The organism is Herbaspirillum camelliae (genome assembly GCF_001929405.1).
GTDB classification, from domain to species: domain Bacteria; phylum Pseudomonadota; class Gammaproteobacteria; order Burkholderiales; family Burkholderiaceae_D; genus Herbaspirillum; species Herbaspirillum seropedicae.
The window spans coordinates 5,651,731-5,664,959 of sequence record NZ_KV880769.1 but is presented as its reverse complement, the minus strand read 5'-3'; the positions used below and the strand labels follow the sequence as shown (position 1 = coordinate 5,664,959).

At 59.4% G+C, this 13,229-nt stretch carries 15 protein-coding genes; 9 read left to right on the top strand and 6 right to left on the bottom strand.

Going from position 1 to position 13,229, the window contains the following annotated elements; all coding sequences use genetic code 11:
• Positions 1 to 45: 45 nt before the first annotated feature.
• From BGK68_RS25335 to BGK68_RS25320, 4 genes are all read left to right on the top strand, one after another.
• Complete coding sequence (locus BGK68_RS25335; RefSeq protein ID WP_075259346.1) at positions 46 to 990, top strand: helix-turn-helix transcriptional regulator; 945 nt, start codon at positions 46 to 48, stop codon at positions 988 to 990.
• Between the two features lie 398 nt (positions 991 to 1,388).
• On the top strand, positions 1,389 to 2,258 hold the full coding sequence (locus BGK68_RS25330; RefSeq protein ID WP_075259345.1) for a PCC domain-containing protein: 870 nt from the start codon (positions 1,389 to 1,391) through the stop codon (positions 2,256 to 2,258).
• 231 nt (positions 2,259 to 2,489) lie between these two features.
• A complete protein-coding gene (locus BGK68_RS25325) occupies positions 2,490 to 2,933 on the top strand; it encodes an Rrf2 family transcriptional regulator (protein ID WP_075259344.1) in 444 nt (147 codons plus the stop codon).
• 127 nt (positions 2,934 to 3,060) lie between these two features.
• The gene (locus tag BGK68_RS25320) at positions 3,061 to 3,957 is read left to right on the top strand and encodes an NAD(P)/FAD-dependent oxidoreductase (RefSeq protein ID WP_075259343.1); all 897 of its coding nucleotides are present in this window, start codon (positions 3,061 to 3,063) and stop codon (positions 3,955 to 3,957) included.
• Between the two features lie 70 nt (positions 3,958 to 4,027).
• Here the strand turns inward: BGK68_RS25320 and BGK68_RS25315 are convergent, their stop codons facing one another.
• A complete protein-coding gene (locus tag BGK68_RS25315; protein ID WP_075259342.1) occupies positions 4,028 to 5,035 on the bottom strand; it encodes a GlxA family transcriptional regulator in 1,008 nt (335 codons plus the stop codon).
• Between the two features lie 145 nt (positions 5,036 to 5,180).
• On the opposite strand from BGK68_RS25315, the gene BGK68_RS25310 reads away from it, so the two are divergent.
• Together BGK68_RS25310 and BGK68_RS25305 are read left to right on the top strand one after the other, a co-directional pair.
• A complete protein-coding gene (locus BGK68_RS25310; RefSeq protein WP_233149415.1) occupies positions 5,181 to 6,218 on the top strand; it encodes a DJ-1/PfpI family protein in 1,038 nt (345 codons plus the stop codon).
• Positions 6,219 to 6,357: 139 nt separating this feature from the next.
• Positions 6,358 to 7,434: an NAD(P)H-dependent flavin oxidoreductase gene (locus BGK68_RS25305; RefSeq protein ID WP_075259340.1), complete on the top strand. Its 1,077-nt coding sequence runs from the start codon at positions 6,358 to 6,360 to the stop codon at positions 7,432 to 7,434.
• Positions 7,435 to 7,510: 76 nt separating this feature from the next.
• On the opposite strand, the gene BGK68_RS25300 is transcribed toward BGK68_RS25305, so the two are convergent.
• The gene (locus BGK68_RS25300; RefSeq protein WP_083657960.1) at positions 7,511 to 7,864 is read right to left on the bottom strand and encodes a hypothetical protein; all 354 of its coding nucleotides are present in this window, start codon (positions 7,862 to 7,864) and stop codon (positions 7,511 to 7,513) included.
• 5 nt (positions 7,865 to 7,869) lie between these two features.
• A complete protein-coding gene (locus BGK68_RS25295; protein ID WP_075259338.1) occupies positions 7,870 to 8,898 on the bottom strand; it encodes an NADP-dependent oxidoreductase in 1,029 nt (342 codons plus the stop codon).
• 88 nt (positions 8,899 to 8,986) lie between these two features.
• On the opposite strand from BGK68_RS25295, the gene BGK68_RS25290 reads away from it, so the two are divergent.
• Entirely contained in the window at positions 8,987 to 9,553 is a 567-nt protein-coding gene (locus BGK68_RS25290) for a TetR/AcrR family transcriptional regulator (protein WP_075259337.1), read from the top strand.
• 91 nt (positions 9,554 to 9,644) lie between these two features.
• Here the strand turns inward: BGK68_RS25290 and BGK68_RS25285 are convergent, their stop codons facing one another.
• On the bottom strand, positions 9,645 to 10,394 hold the full coding sequence (locus tag BGK68_RS25285; protein WP_075260006.1) for an SDR family NAD(P)-dependent oxidoreductase: 750 nt from the start codon (positions 10,392 to 10,394) through the stop codon (positions 9,645 to 9,647).
• Between the two features lie 78 nt (positions 10,395 to 10,472).
• Between BGK68_RS25285 and BGK68_RS25280 the strand changes: the two genes are divergently transcribed.
• A complete protein-coding gene (locus BGK68_RS25280) occupies positions 10,473 to 11,045 on the top strand; it encodes a TetR/AcrR family transcriptional regulator (RefSeq protein ID WP_075259336.1) in 573 nt (190 codons plus the stop codon).
• A 41-nt stretch (positions 11,046 to 11,086) separates the two neighbouring features.
• Here BGK68_RS25280 and BGK68_RS25275 read toward each other — a convergent pair whose 3' ends face one another.
• Positions 11,087 to 11,629, bottom strand: a complete 543-nt coding sequence (locus BGK68_RS25275; protein WP_075259335.1) for an AAA family ATPase — start codon at positions 11,627 to 11,629, stop codon at positions 11,087 to 11,089.
• A gap of 153 nt (positions 11,630 to 11,782) precedes the next feature.
• Here BGK68_RS25275 and BGK68_RS25270 point away from each other — a divergent pair, with 153 nt between their 5' ends.
• On the top strand, positions 11,783 to 12,274 hold the full coding sequence (locus BGK68_RS25270; RefSeq protein ID WP_143433170.1) for a GrpB family protein: 492 nt from the start codon (positions 11,783 to 11,785) through the stop codon (positions 12,272 to 12,274).
• 242 nt (positions 12,275 to 12,516) lie between these two features.
• On the opposite strand, the gene BGK68_RS25265 is transcribed toward BGK68_RS25270, so the two are convergent.
• Positions 12,517 to 13,200: a hypothetical protein gene (locus BGK68_RS25265; protein ID WP_075259333.1), complete on the bottom strand. Its 684-nt coding sequence runs from the start codon at positions 13,198 to 13,200 to the stop codon at positions 12,517 to 12,519.
• Between the last annotated feature and the right edge of the window lie 29 nt (positions 13,201 to 13,229).

Sequence of the window (13,229 nt, the reverse complement as noted above, 5' to 3'; positions counted from 1 at the left end):
AAAAACAAGAATCCATGTGAAAGGCAGCGACTTTCAGGAGACGCCATGAGAGAGCTACAGCAGCGGTCGACCAATGACGTTGACCCCAGTCAACGAGTACGCTACTGGCGTGACGCACTTCATGAAGCGGTGGTTGAGATGGATTTGGCGCCATCTGCAAATACCGATTATTACGGTCAGATTGAACTCTGTCCGTTGAGTAATATCGTCCCCCATCATGCCCAAGGCTCGCGCCAGAAAATCAGTCGTGACCGCGTGGCAATTTCGCGCAGTGAAAAGCACGTTTATTACCTGGTTTCCCAACCCGGCTTTCCGTGGTGGTGTGTTCATGCTGGCCAGGAGCATCTCATCCAGAAGGGACAGACCGTCCTGCTTGATTCGAGCCGTCCCTATCTTTTTGATTTCGATAAAGGCTTCGAGTCTCTATCTGTCGAACTTCCAGTTGAGTGGGTTATCCGCTGGATACCTGAACCCGATAAGATCATTGGCCAGCCAATCCAGTGTGACAATGGATGGGGGCTGGCGCTACGCGGTGCCAAGGAAGCCCTGAGGCCTAGCAATCTCGTTTCGTTCCAGTTCCCCGATGAACTTATTGAGGACCAACTGGGAGCGCTTCTCGCCCTTGCTGCAGGGATTGGATTTCCCTCCTTACGGGAGAAAGATGCAATGTTTTCTTCTTGCGTGGAAGTCATACGATCGCGGCTTACCATTCCTGGGTTAGTTGCTTCGGAGGTTGCGCGCGAATGTGCCATCTCTCTTCGCACGCTTCATCGCATTTTTGCTGCGCAGGGAAAGACATTTGCAGGCTTCTTGATGGAAAAGCGCATTGAAGAAGCCGTCCGCATGCTCGCGGACCAGAGATTCCGGCACTTGACGATTGCCGAGATAGGACGCCGCTGCGGATTCCTTGACCAGTCCCATTTTGCACGGCAGTTCTATCGCCTGCGGCAACTTTCCCCAAGTAGTTATCGCAGCAGATTAGGAGGCTGATAGGCCTCAGTCACACTCTCTTGAGCCCGCCCATGCGGGCTCAATTTTTATCTCGGTCATCTTCTTCGAAGCTGTCATGGCGCGTCGCAATCCTCGGTAATTGAAATCAGGATTGCACCCGGAGAATGAGGCTATCGATCCACAATCGAAATCGTATCCACCTCCACTGTGGAATGAAATGGTTCGTCAATCTCAGGCCAGTTTCCTGGATCAGGAATTTAATTCCGAAGATTGAGTTCAGGCAGCCGAATATGCTTGGTGCAGCAATATTTGATGCGGCAATAAGCGACAAATTCTGAAGAGATTTCTATAAATTTGTGAAAGAAAAAGATTAAACGAGCGGACACAAGAAATGCCTGTCTCGCGTCATTCAATCAATCAAATTAGGAGACTTCTCGATGAATGAATTTGCACGCACTGTACGTCAACCTGGTCAGCCTGATCCCCAACGCATCGTCAGCTTGAGCGGCGATCCACTTCATTCAGTCGTGACACTGGAGCCTGGAATCTGCTTGCGAGATGCCATCAGCTTCCAGCTTTCAAAAGCTGGTATCAGGGGTGGCACCGTTAGGTTCGAGAACCTGGAGGTCAGTCGGCATCAGTTTGTCATGCCGGCCCCACCGATTGACGATACAACGGCTGCCCTTTATAGCGATACTCATTCGATTGAACATGGAACGGTCATCGAATATGGCGTCGCCACTTATGGCCAAAAGAACGGAGAGCCGTTTATACACTGCCACGCCGTCTGGCGTGATGGGGCCGGTAGACGCCAAGGTGGGCATGTGCTCGCGGATCAGACTGTCGTCGGCAAGCGATGCGAAGCTCAGGCATGGGGGTTGGGGAATGTCACGATGTCGGCAAACTATGACCCCGAAACAAACTTCACCTTGTTCTTCCCAACTCAACTGCAGGAGCCTGCGCATTCACACGTGCAAAAGAAAATTGTCATTGCACGCATACGGCCTGGCCAGGATTTGACTCTCGCCATTGAAGATGTCTGCCGGGAACATGAAATTGAAAATGCCGTAGTACGAGGTAGTGTCGGTAGTCTGGTCGGCTGCGACTTTGAGGACGGTCGCGTAGTCTCGAACCTGGAAACAGAGATTCTCGTCCGCGCTGGCGAGGTCAGTTCCGGTCCTGATGGTCTTCGCTGCCTTCTCGATATCGCATTAATTGACCCGACAGGAAAGGTCTATAGCGGTGTTCTGGCCCGTGGCAAAAACCCGGTACTCATCTGCTTTGAACTGGTGATCGAAGCAAGGTGATGGCTTTTCGCTGTTGCCGTTCATTGTCTAGACCTCGTGCAATTTTCTTTGCGCTGTTTCACCCTTTACCCTGTTATGTATCGGCCGGCTTGGCCTGATCTGCGTCGTTATTCCTGGACAGAACGCATTTCACGCCGATTGCCGATTGCCGATTGATGAAATGGGTTCTGGTTACGCAGTGATTCGACTGTCGATTTGACGCGGCGCTTATTACGTAATAATATTCGTTACATGAAACGCAGCGACCGCCTCTCCATTGCCCTGCACATCCTCTTGCACATGGGCCAACGCACCGACGCACCGATGACCTCGGAAGAGATCGCCGGCTGGGTCAACACCAATCCTGTCGTCATCCGCCGCACCTTTGCCGGGCTGCGCGAGGCGGGCATCGTCACGTCCACCAAGGGACACGGCGGCGGCTGGTCGCTGGCGCGGCCGATGGAAGAGATCAGCCTGCTCCAGGTCCAGCAGGCGCTGGGCGAGCGCCTGGTGACGCTGGGTGCGCGCGAGGAATCACCCGGTTGCCTGGTCGAGATCGCCGTCAACCGCGCCCTCGACGATGTGATGGAAGAAGCCAACCGCATCCTCGACCAGCGCCTGGCCGGCATCAGCCTGGCGGCGCTGGCCGAGGATGTCGGTCCGCATTTCCATACGTGGCAACCGCCGCCGCATTGACGGCAGCGGTCGCAATGGCCGCACTGGCGGCCACCACTTAGGTTTCCCGTTTCGTTTTCCCGCCTCCACGCCTGCCCCGCCAGCGCGTGAGGGGCGGCTCACGCCTGCACTCTTGAAAGGAGACTCCATGCAATACGATGTCATTGTCGTCGGCGCCAGCTTTGCCGGCGCATCGGCCGCCATGCAACTGGTACGCGCCCGCCGCACGGTCCTGATGATCGATGCCGGCCAGCCGCGAAATCGTTTCTCGGAGGCTTCCCACGGTTTTCTCGGCCAGGACGGCAGGCCGCCGCATGACATCATGGCCATCGCGGTGGAGCAATTGATGGCCTATCCCAGCTTCGAACTGGTCGTGGCCTACGCCGAACAGGCGAGCGCCGATACCGACGGCGCCAGCGTGACGCTGGAAGATGGTCGCCATTTCCGCGCGCGCCGCCTGATCCTCGCCACTGGCGTGCGTGATGAGCTGCCGGCCATTCCTGGCCTGCAGGAGCGCTGGGGGCAGACCGTGATCCACTGTCCCTATTGCCACGGTTACGAAGTCCGCGATCGCAAGCTGGGCGTGATCGCCACCTCACCGCACTCGGCCCACCAGGGCATCCTGCTGCCGGACTGGGGGCCGACCACCTATTTCACCCAGGGCCAGTTCGAACCGGACGAGGCGGAGCTGAAACAGATGCTCAAACGCGGCGTCGTCATCGAGCGCACACCCGTGGTCAGGATCCTCGGCAGCGCGCCCGAGATCGATGCGGTGGAACTGGCCGATGGTCGCACCCTGGCCATCGGTGCGGTCTTCGTGGGGCCGCGCGTCCACATGTCCAGTCCGCTGGCCATGCAGCTGGGCTGCGCCTTCGAGCAGGGGCCGATCGGACCCTACATCCGCACCGATGACATGCGCCAGACCTCGGTGGCCAATGTGTTCGCCGCCGGTGATGCGGCGCTGGTGTTCAGCAATGGCACCATGGCGTCGGCGTCGGGCGTGATGGCCGGGGTGAGCGTGCATCGCTCGTTGATCATGGAGTGAATGTGCGAGGCTGAGTCTGAGGTCGATAGAAGCGCGCAAGCTGGCGTGCTTCTTTACGAAAAAGTCTTGATTATTCTTCGGCCAGACGCGCCCTGTATTGCGCCGGCGTCATGCCCAGATGCTGGCGAAAGACCCGATGCAGGGTGTCGGCATTCTTCAAGCCGCTGCGCTCGGCGATACGCTCGATGCTCCAGCTGGTTTTTTCAAGATGGCGGCAGGCATGGTCGATGCGCAGTTCAAGCACATATTGTCCCGGCGGCTTGCCGACTTCGCGCAGGAATCGGCGGGCGAAATTGCGGGGGCTCATCGCTGCACGTTCGGCCAGTGCATTCACGCTCATGTCCTCCTGCGGATGATCGAGCATCCACACCAGCAGCGCCGAAAACAGGTCGCCCGCCGATTGCTGCGCCACCAGCGTAGCGCTGATCTGCTGCTGCCGCCCCGGGCGGTGCAGGAACAGGACAAGGTCGCGCGCGATGGCGCTGGCGATTTCCTGGCCCAGGTCATCCCGCACCAGGGCCAGCGCCAGGTCGATGCCGGTGGTGACGCCGGCCGAGGTGCAGATCGGGCCATCGATCCGGTAGATCGCATCGGGATCGACCTTGGCCTTGGGGAAGTATTGCTGCAACAGGTCCACGGCGGCCCAGTGCGTGGTGACATGCCGTCCATCCAGCAAGCCCGCCGCACCCAGCACGAAAGCGCCGGTACAGATGCTGCCGATGCGCCGCGCCTGCCGGCCGCGGCGGTTCAGCCACTCCACCAGGGCGACTTCTGTGGCGGCCTGGCGGATGGCTTGCTCATGGCCACCGGCCACCAGGACCGTGTCCAGACGTCCCTCGATGGACGCCAAGGGAACGATGCCGGCCAGGCTCAGCGGCGACCGGGTCCTGAGCAGGGCGCCGTCGACCGAGGCCACGCGCAAGTCGTAGCTGCCGGGTGCGATCTCTTCTGCGCGCGAGAACACACCGATCGGCCCCATCAGGTCCAGCGGCTCGGCGCCATCGAAGGCGATGAAAACAACCGTACGGGCTGCCACATGGCTTGGCCGATGTGGCAGGAAATCCGATATCTCTGTCATGGCGATGTATCCGTAACCGTCCTAAGATCCTCATCCCTTACAGTCTTACCGGAACGGTACGATGCACAGACGAGAATTCCTGGCCAGGATGACGGCGAAATTGGCAACGGCTGCCATTGTAGTGGTCTCTGCCGGTAGCCATGCAGTGAGCGCAAACGCGGACGTAGCGCCACCACGTCCGGCCAAACGCAAGCGCCCGCTGGTCGCCATCGTGGCCGACAATATCGGTACCGAGACCACCGACCTGATGATTCCCCATGCGATCCTGCAGCGCTCGGGCGTGGCTGACGTCGTCGTCGTCTCTCCGCTGGCGGGCAGCATTACGCTCATGCCCGCCCTGTCGATGAGGTCGCAACAGACGCTCGATGCGTTCGACGCGATGCACCCGGAGGGGGCCGACTACGTGATCGTTCCTGCCTTCCATGGTGACGGCGATGCGCGGATCATCGCATGGATCAAGAAGCAATTCGCCGGTGCTGCCTTCATTGCGGGTATTTGCGAAGGAGCCAAGGTCCTCGGAAAGGCCGGGCTTCTGGACGGACGCGACGCCACCACGCATTGGTATGCCATCGACGACCTGCGCAGCGCCTATCCGACCATGCGCTGGATACGCGATCGCCGGTACGTGGTAGACCGCAGCGTCATGACCACCACTGGCGTGACCGCCTCGATCCCAGCCTCGCTGGCCATCGTCGAAGCCATTGCCGGAGCGGCTGCCGCAAGGCGCTTGGCCGCACAGTTGGGGCTGGGCGGCTACGGCGCCCAGCATGAGAGCGCAGGCTTTCGTCTGGGCGCACGCCACCTCTGGCGCGTGATCGCCAATCGCGCCGCCTTCTATCTGCATGAAGAGGTCCGGATCCTGGTCGAGCCAGGCGTCGATGGGATCGCCTTGGCCTTGACCGCCGATCCCTGGTCGCGGACCTATCGCTCCCAGGCTGTGCTCATCGCACAACATTCCGAAGTGATGAGCAAAGATGGCCTGATGTTGTACGCCCAGCCGTTGGAGACAGACGCGGACAGGAACAGCAAGGCCAGCGGCCTGACCCTCACGCTGGCGGATGACATTTCCCCTGCGGCGCACCTGGAGCGCTCGCTCGAGGCGATCTCCCGGCGGTATGGACGTAGTACTGCGGACCTAGTGGCTCTGCAACTGGAATATGCCTGGGGGATGTTCAGGGGATAAGGTGATAATGGCTGATGCCGCAGGCCGGCATAGGCCATCCACCCACGCACTGCAAGAAGAAAAATGGCATTGGCCGAATGCCCCGATTACTTGAAGAATCAAGTCATCCGTTTTTCTTCCCCATCGAGAGATACCGCTGATGCCACGTTCACTGTCCACCCCGCTGACCCGCACGCTCGGAATCAATTTCCCTATCGTCCAGGGCCCCATGAATGGCGGTTCCACGCCCGAGATGGTCGCGGCGGTTTCCAATGCAGGCGGCATCGGCGCGCTTGCAGCAGCCAATTTCGATGTCCAGACGATGCGTGAGAAGGTCAACGCCATTCGTTCCCTGACCACCAAGCCTTTCTGCGTCAATCTTTTCGTCCTGCAAACACCCGCGCCGACGCCCGGTGAAATCCGCGATGCGCTGGACCGGCTGCAGCCTATACGGGCAGAGCTGGACCTGCCGCCGGCAGCTGCGCCTGAGCGATATTGCGAAGAATTCCGTGAGCAGCTTGACGCACTCATTGCGCTGAAGGCACCGGTGGCGAGTTTCACCTTCGGCCTGCTCGACGCAGCGTCGATCGAGCGCCTGCACGCCGCAGGCAGCCTGGTCATCGGAACCGCCACCAACGTGGCCGAGGCGCTTGCCTGGCAGGCCAACGGCGCCGATGCCATTTGCGCACAGGGGGCCGAGGCCGGCGGCCACCGGGGGACCTTCATCGGTCATCCCGACGCCAGCATGATCGGCACGCTGGCGCTCGTGCCGCAGATTGTCGATGCGGTCGCGCTTCCTGTCATCGCCGCAGGCGGCATCATGGATGGCCGCGGCATCGCAGCCGCATTGACGTTGGGCGCTCAGGCCGCGCAACTGGGAACGGCTTTCCTGATGACGGCGGAGTCGCCCATCCACGCGGCATGGCAGGAAAAAATCCGCCTGTCCACCGATACCTCCACGCGCACCACCCGGACATTTACCGGCCGCCCGGCGCGCGGCATCCTCAACGACTTCATGCTGCGCATGGCGCGATACGAGCAGGAGGTTCCTGCCTATCCGGTCCAGCACGCACTGACCACTGAAATCCGCAAAGCCGCTGGCCAGGCCAACCGCCCCGAGTTCATGTCGCTCTGGGCCGGGCAGGCCGCAGGGATGAGCCGTCGGCGTGCCGAAGCCATTCCGGCGGCTGAACTGGTGCGGGTGCTGGTTGAAGAGACCCAGGCGGCGTTGGGTTGATCAAGTTGATTGACACGCACTGACCGGGTGTGGACGAGTCCGATCAGCCTAGGGGAGGGGACTCGATGAGACAACGTCAAGCGCTGAGCGCCAGCGTAGTTTCCTCGATCTGATCGAATCGGCCATCCTCAGCGCGCCGCGCAAACACATACACCTCCTGGCGCAGCTGTTTGCCGTCGCGCTTTGACAGATCGATGAGATGGCGCTCGGCATAACGGCTGCCCTCCGACAATTCATCGAGCACCGTGACCTCGACGCGATCCACCGATGCCCGCAGTGAAACGATGGCAGCCAGGAAGCTGGCGCGATCGATCCAGCTTCCATTGACGCGTTGACTAAAGGTCGGCGCGAAGTGCCGATCCACGGCCTCCTCGGCAGTGAGCAGCGAATTATTGAAGAGATCTTCGATAGCGTCCTTGAGCGAGGCCATGGAGATCACCCTTGATCGATGACGGACAGGACGATCTTTCCACGGATATGCCCTTGTGCCGCGCGCTCATGCGCCTTGCCAGCATCCTGCAGGGCAAACGTACTGTCGATGGCGACGCGGACTACCCCGCTGTCGAGCAGGCCGGCAAGTTGCTGAAGTTGCGCGCCGCTTGAGCGGACCTGTGTCGTCGAGACATGGACACCCAGTCTCGCCGCTTCTTCTGCGCCCGAAAAGCCCAGCGGGAATATCGGAAACAGTGAACCACCTCGTTTGAGCGTGGGCAAGAAGCGCCCCGAGGCCGGTCCGCCGACTGCGTCGATGACAAGATCGACATCGCGCAGCACGTCTTCAGCGGCACTCTTGGTGTAATCGATGAACTCATCAGCACCCAGGTCGCGCAGGAACGCCTGATGCCCGCCCGAGCCAATGGCGATGACGCGCGCCCCTTTCCATTTCGCCAATTGCAGCGCGAAATGGCCCACGCCACCCGCCGCACCGTTGACGACGACGGTCTTGTCCTTCAGCGGTACGGGTTCATGCCGGTGTGCCTGGAGCGGATTCTGTATATCGTGCCCCAGCTCGATCATGAACTGCCATGTGGTCAGCAAGGACATCGGTGCCGCAGCGGCCTGAGCGTGGCTGATGCGCTGGGGCTTGAGCGCGATCTCGCTTGCCGCAACGCTGACGTATTGCGCATACGCCCGGCTGCCACCAGCCAGGCCGCTAGGGAAGCGCACCATCGAATACACCTCGTCGCCGACAGCAAAGTCCTTGACGTCGTCGGCCACAGCCTCGACTACCCCGGAAATATCGGTGCCAAGGATCAAGGGGAAGGCGACCGTCGGCTGCCATTCTGGCGGCAACATCTTGTAGCCTTCGCGCAAATACCAGTCAGGCGGATTGAGGCCAACCGCGTGCACGCGCACCAGCACCTCCCCAGGTTGCAGTTCGGGAACGGGGGCGTCTTCATAGCGCAGGACCTCGGGTCCGCCGAACGCATGCTGTTGGATGGCCTTCATGGTTGCTGGCGACATGGCTTTCTCCTTTTGACAAAATGGGGTATCGTGATCGGAACAGTGCTCCGAATATACGGAGCGGTGTTCCGTTTGTCAAGGGGCCCCTATGCGCGCAGATGCAAAAAAGAACTACGACCACCTGTTGAATGTTGCCAGGACGGTCTTCATGGAACAGGGAAGCGATGCTTCCTTGCGGGATATCGCCCGCCGCGCCGAGGTCGGCCTGGGCACGCTGTATCGTCATTTCCCGACCCGTGAAGCCCTGCTGGAGGCACTGCTGCGCTCGAGTTTCGAGGCCTTGGCCAAGCGGGCCGATGAGCTGCAGGCCGCGGACGATTCCGCTGCCGCGCTGATGGAGTGGTTGCAGGAAATCATTGCCTTCACGCACGAGCATCGCGGCGTGATTGCGCCCATGGTGAGCGCCATCGAAGATCATGAGTCCGCGTTGCACGCCTCATGCGTCAGCTTGCGCGCCGCAGGCGCCGCGCTGCTGTCTCGCGCGCAGGCCGATGGCAAGGCGCGCGCCGACCTGGACGGAGCAGAACTGTTCGACCTCATCGCAGCGCTGGCCTGGCTGCGCGAGCAGCCTTCCCATGCCTCGCGCGCAGATCGGATCTTCAGCATCATTTCCGGCGCGGTCCTCAACCCTGGGAAAGCGATTGCACGCCGTTGAGCTGGCATGAAGGAACCGCCTTCGTTCATTGAAGGCGGATTCACCGATTAGCGCGCAAGAGCGCTGAACACTTGCAGTAGGCTCTCTTGGCCTAGACAGCGACAGAGCCTCCATCCACGAACAACTCGACACCCGCGATGTAGCTGCTCTCGGCCGACGCCAGGAACAGCACCGCGCGCCCGATCTCATCCGGCTCGCCCAGACGCCCCAGGGGAACAACTTGCTTCAATACGTCTTCCATCCCCGGACGTGCTTCAAGGTAATCGCGCATCAGGCGCGTCTCGGTTCCACCGGGCGCCACCACGTTCACACGGATTCCCCGCTCCTTGAGATCCGCCGTCCAGCTGCGCGCGAACGAGCGCACCGCTGCCTTGCTGGCGTTGTACAGCGACTGGCCCGGAAATCCTTTGACGCCGGCGACGGAACCGTTGAGGACGATTGCGCCCCCATGCGACATCAAAGGCAGCGCCTTCTGCACGCTGAACAACAGTCCGCGCACATTCAGGTTGAAGAGCCCATCGAAGTCTTCTTCACCGATCATCCCCAACGGCTTGGCCTCGGTCGAGGCGGTGCCGGCATTGGCGAACAGCACATCGAGTCTTCCGTGGTCGGCCTGGACGCGAGCATAAAGACGATCCAGATCGTCCAGCTTGGCCGCGTCGCCAGGCACGCCGACGGCGCCATTGTTGATCTCCCGGACCGCCAGCTCGAGCTTGTCGGCCCTGCGCCCGCTCACATAGACCCGGGCGCCCTCGGCCGCAAATAGCTTGGCGGTCGCCAGCCCGATCCCCTCGCTGCCACCGGTGACCACGACCACCTTGTCTTCGAATCGCTTTGCCATGTTCATTCCTTTTGAAAGTGGAGAATTGCTCCACTTATTATGTGGAGATATCATCCACTTTTGCAAGCATCTTTGAAAATGACGAACAAACTCCCCCTGACGGAAGAGCCGACCCTGAGAGCCGATGCCGCCCGCAATCGCGAGCGCATCCTGGCTGCGGCCGAAGAGGTGTTCCTGGAACGCGGGGCTGACGCTTCTCTGGACGACATTGCCAAGCGCGCAAAAGTGGGGATCGGCACGCTGTATCGTCGCTTTCCGACAAGGGAGGCATTGCTTGCCGCGACCAACGACGAGCGCCTCATGGCCTTGACCGAGGCCAGCCGGAGGCGCGACGACAAGATCGACCCTGATGCTTCCGTGCGCGCCTTCATCAAGGATCTTGTGGCGCATGCCTGTCACTATCGCGGACTGGCTGCGGCCTTGGGGACGGTGCTCAAGAGCGGCACACCGGGGTGCCGCGCCAGCGGCGAGGAAGCCCGGCGCTTGCTCCTGCGCGCCCAGAAGGCGGGCGCCATTCGCAAGGACGTGTCGGTGGATGACCTCGTCTGCATGGTGACCGCGATTTCACTCAGCATCGAACAGGGCAGTACGACGAAATCGCGTATTGCGCATCTGACTGATCTGTTTCTGGATGGAGTGGGGGTACGATGAAGAGCTGGGTACAAGTGCAGTAGCGATCTTTACCGACCAATTTACTTGTTCAATCCATCCAGTTGACCAAGGATGAAATCCGCTCGTTGTGTGACCGCCAGTTTGGGAACAGTCCGAAGATCGTAGCCATAGGCCGGATATGCCTCCGTGAGCCGTTCGTACTCTGACAAGGCCTGCTTGAAGTCATGCCGCCGTTCGCTGTCCTGCACGTAAATTTCAGGCCAAGGTGGGATCATGAAAACGCATCGCTGATAAGCACGAGCTTTACTCACCCAGATCGCCTCTGGCTTTTTCTCGCCCAAAATCGATAAGGCGCTTAGAGCGTCGACGAGCCCTCTGTCGAAAAATACCAGCCCTGACGATGATTGCGCCGTGTTCAAATCATCGAGCGCCAGGCGAATGACCCTATGCAGGAAAGCGGACATGTCAATCCATGGCAGCGCCACGCCACCGTTCTTCATCTCTGTGGTAACCACCCTGCGACCTGGTTCCTCGACTACTATAAATCCACGCGCGCCCAGCTCGGCCAGCAATGTTGATTTACCTCCGCCCGAACATCCCGAAATAACAAATAATTGATTCATTAACGCCTCTCAGCGGCAATAATAGAAATTGATCTAAAGTCTGCATTCGACCGGAAGCGATGCTTTAATCCTTGACGATGTGTGGCGGAATGCGGCTCTCATCTTTATTGAGTTCTAAGCTGGAAGCTTCATTGATGGAGTGCAGATGACGTGGTGAATGATATCGACACCTTCAGAATCAATGCGCCCAACCAACGCATCATGCGACTGGAGCGCGTGCGTGTGGTCCGATTGCTCAGGGCACTGCTTCCCTATGCGCTCATCAATGAAGTCGGGAGTACGGCTGTCTCTGGAGTGATTGGCAAGCAGGATATGGATTTTTCCATCAAAGTGCATGTTGACCATTTCGAACAATCCAAGAAATCTCTTGATTCCTGTTTTTTGCGAAATGTCGACCAAATAGCTGATCACTGCATACAAGGGTACAAAGTCTCATCGAGCCTTGACGTTGCTTTGCAACTCATCGTTATCGAGAGCAAGTACGATGTCTTTGATGCATTTGTTTGTATGCTGAGGCGGGATGCTGAACTCAAGGCTGCATATAACCAACTCAAGATTCAGTGGGACGGTAAGCCGATGAAAGAGTATCGGCAGGCAAAGGATATTTTCATTTCGCAAGCACTTTTGAATGTTGAGCTTGAATGAAATGCGCAGTGGGATGCACTCTGATGTGAGACAGAATCGGTTTTTCCCATCGGCCAAGAGCGCAACTGTGACCGGCTAATTTCAGGTCTCCAATGTTGATCATCTTTGCCGGACTCCCAGGGGGCGACCAAGCCGCGATTGCGCGAGAGCTGGGGTGGGCGATTGCTGCTGTGCATATCTCCGCATTGATACCTTGGAGCTGCCTTTTTGAGCGGGCTTTTAGTCAGGCATTACAGCCGCTTCTACGAAGCCTTGGACTCCGACGTCGGCAATGACGCCGAACGCAAACGCCCGGCCGCTTCAATGGCCTCCGCGAAGATGTCATGAATGTTTCGCGCCGTGAAGGACGGGAGCATGGATTCCGGTGCTCCAGGGCCGCCCGAGCCACCGAGGCCGGGCTCAAAATTGGCATACCTGATTTCCACCTTTCCTTGGCCCTTCAAGGCTTGGGCGATCTCTTCCAGGCGCTCCTGGGGATTCAGGGTTGCGTCACTCAGCCCGGGAATGGAATTCTTTACGGAGGCATAACCGCCAGCATCATTGACTTCGGCAAATAGCTTGCCGTTGACCAGTACCTGCCCGACGGTCTGGTATTGGTGATCGCGTGCGTACTGCGAGCTGATCTGATTGCGTGCCGCCTCCTCTTTGCCGCGGACCTCCATTTCCTTGATCAAGGCATCCGGCATTTGATAAACGACGGGGTTCAAGGAACTTACCAGGGTGGCAGGGCCCGTCAAACGATACGGACTTGCAAGCTCATCAGTCTTTCCCTCAGCGTCGCTGGCTTTCTGCAAGGCCCTGGAGGAAATCGTAACCTTGGCCGAATCTTCTACCTGGCTGGTGTCTGGATCTGCTGCGGTCTGAGGCAAAGGGGAGCTCAGCTTGGCGGGCGCTTGCGTTGAAGCCTGGGTGCCGGAAATGATCATCGCATCGGTTCCTTGAGAGGTAATGCGTG

Bases quoted from the DNA above. Each gene is read 5' to 3' on its own strand.
- BGK68_RS25335 (WP_075259346.1), top strand. From the start codon at position 46: ATGAGAGAGCTACAGCAGCGGTCGACCAATGACGTTGACCCCAGTCAA.
- BGK68_RS25330 (WP_075259345.1), top strand. From the start codon at position 1,389: ATGAATGAATTTGCACGCACTGTACGTCAACCTGGTCAGCCTGATCCC.
- BGK68_RS25325 (WP_075259344.1), top strand. From the start codon at position 2,490: ATGAAACGCAGCGACCGCCTCTCCATTGCCCTGCACATCCTCTTGCAC.
- BGK68_RS25320 (WP_075259343.1), top strand. From the start codon at position 3,061: ATGCAATACGATGTCATTGTCGTCGGCGCCAGCTTTGCCGGCGCATCG.
- BGK68_RS25315 (WP_075259342.1), bottom strand. From the start codon at position 5,035: ATGACAGAGATATCGGATTTCCTGCCACATCGGCCAAGCCATGTGGCA.
- BGK68_RS25305 (WP_075259340.1), top strand. From the start codon at position 6,358: ATGCCACGTTCACTGTCCACCCCGCTGACCCGCACGCTCGGAATCAAT.
- BGK68_RS25300 (WP_083657960.1), bottom strand. From the start codon at position 7,864: ATGGCCTCGCTCAAGGACGCTATCGAAGATCTCTTCAATAATTCGCTG.
- BGK68_RS25295 (WP_075259338.1), bottom strand. From the start codon at position 8,898: ATGTCGCCAGCAACCATGAAGGCCATCCAACAGCATGCGTTCGGCGGA.
- BGK68_RS25290 (WP_075259337.1), top strand. From the start codon at position 8,987: ATGCGCGCAGATGCAAAAAAGAACTACGACCACCTGTTGAATGTTGCC.
- BGK68_RS25285 (WP_075260006.1), bottom strand. From the start codon at position 10,394: ATGGCAAAGCGATTCGAAGACAAGGTGGTCGTGGTCACCGGTGGCAGC.
- BGK68_RS25280 (WP_075259336.1), top strand. From the start codon at position 10,473: ATGACGAACAAACTCCCCCTGACGGAAGAGCCGACCCTGAGAGCCGAT.
- BGK68_RS25275 (WP_075259335.1), bottom strand. From the start codon at position 11,629: ATGAATCAATTATTTGTTATTTCGGGATGTTCGGGCGGAGGTAAATCA.
- BGK68_RS25265 (WP_075259333.1), bottom strand. From the start codon at position 13,200: ATGATCATTTCCGGCACCCAGGCTTCAACGCAAGCGCCCGCCAAGCTG.